1 protein-coding gene is annotated in these 1,584 nt (G+C 45.4%); it reads left to right on the top strand.

Annotation, left to right across the window (positions count from 1 at the left end):
- Window positions 1–103: 103 nt before the first annotated feature.
- Window positions 104–1,530 (top strand): IS66 family transposase gene (gene tnpC / locus R7Z78_RS24220; protein WP_411977587.1). Its coding sequence is split into 2 segments (ribosomal slippage): window positions 104–299 and window positions 299–1,530, totalling 1,428 coding nucleotides; the frame shifts between segments, so codons are not numbered across the junction.
- The last annotated feature ends 54 nt before the right edge of the window (window positions 1,531–1,584 follow it).

The raw sequence follows: 1,584 nt of genomic DNA, 5'->3' as shown, positions 1-1,584 counted from the left end.
GTAAGTGTTCACCAAGCCCCTATTGACAGAAAAAGTGTGACACTCAGCACTTGATCCATTCTTGGCTATTGAGTGATCATTCCAGTGCTTCATCCTGTTTGTTATGAGCAGAAAGAAAGCCCCTAAATATCAAGAGGAACCGCCCGTAGCCTCTGACCTTAACGAAGCAAACGCACTGATTGAAGAGTTGTGGGAACAGTTGCGCCACCTTACCGATAAACAAGCTACTAACTCCAAAAATTCATCGAAACCACCTTCGTCTGACAACCCTAAGGACAAGCATGAGCGAAAAAAGATCAAAGCTCTAGTGGTTGCAATTCGAGAGGAGCTAAAGAAGGCCACACAGGGCATCAACGAAAACTCTCACGACTGAAAGCAACGGATGTAGTTATCGATGGTTTTCCTGAAGTGTGCCCTTGCTGTGCCCAGTCTGATATCGATGTTCAAGGTGGCCCTTACTACCGCCATCAGGTCTTCGATATTCCAAAACCCACTGTCGATATCACCGAATACCGTTTATTTTCAGGCCAATGTCGGCACTGTAAAGAAACCGTCAAGGCTCAAAAGCCTGACGATGCATCGCAAGGGATTATAGGGCCGAACTTATTAAGTTACATTGGAGTTCTTGCAGGGCAATATCACCTCAGTGTTCGGAAAATCCAATCTCTACTTAAAGAACAGCTTGGCACAACCTTTTCGGTCGGCGCGATTAGCGAAGCGCAAACGAAGGTCGCTTCAATGCTAACGCCATTGCATCAGGCGATAAAACAAGCGTTAAAGAAAGCGACTTTGATTCATGCTGACGAAACCTCTCATCACCGAAATGATGAAACGAGCCTTCGTTGGTGTTGGTTAGTGGCCAGTGATGACCTTGTCTATGAACAAATACCCTATTCACGCTCAACCTCCTCAGCAAAAAAGGTCATCGATGAAGACTATGCAGGCATTGTGGTTAGCGACCAATGCCCAAGCTATAACTGGATAGCCGCAGACCGTCATCAGTTATGCTGGGCACATGTGAAGCGCAATCTTCAACAAATGGCGGATTATAGTGGCGGTGGCCACACCGCTTATATTGGCAAACATCTTTGTTTGCTGACGAACACCATTTTCCATACTCGGCATCGTTATGAGCAAGGTGAATTGGATTATTCACGGTACTTGCGGCGAATGCACAGGCTACAAAAATCGTTCGATCATTGGTTGAGCAAAGGGACAGGTGTGATGGTCAAGCGGTATAGAGGGCGATGCAAGTTACTGCTTAAACATAGAGAGAGCTTGTGGGTTTTCCTCAAGAAAACGTCAATCCCCTTAACCAATAATGAAGCTGAGCGATGTATTAGAGGTTTTGTCATTCAAAGGAAAATTAGCTTCGGAACGATCTCGGATGCAGGTGATAAATTCCGAAGTAGGATACATACCCTCATCGAAACCTGCAAAAAGCGTGACTTATCGGCAATGTCAGTGTTGAGTGAAATCATCACGGCTGTTGTGACGAAGAGACCGTACCCAAACGTTTTTGATCTATAAACTGCATATGTTTCTTCAGATCTGGTAAGTCAAGATACCTCGGTGAACGCTTAC

This window comes from Vibrio sp. 1167, from assembly GCF_033340375.1.
GTDB lineage: Bacteria > Pseudomonadota > Gammaproteobacteria > Enterobacterales > Vibrionaceae > Vibrio > Vibrio alginolyticus.
Note: the sequence above shows the minus strand (reverse complement) of the source record. Positions and strands in the feature narration are given on the sequence as shown.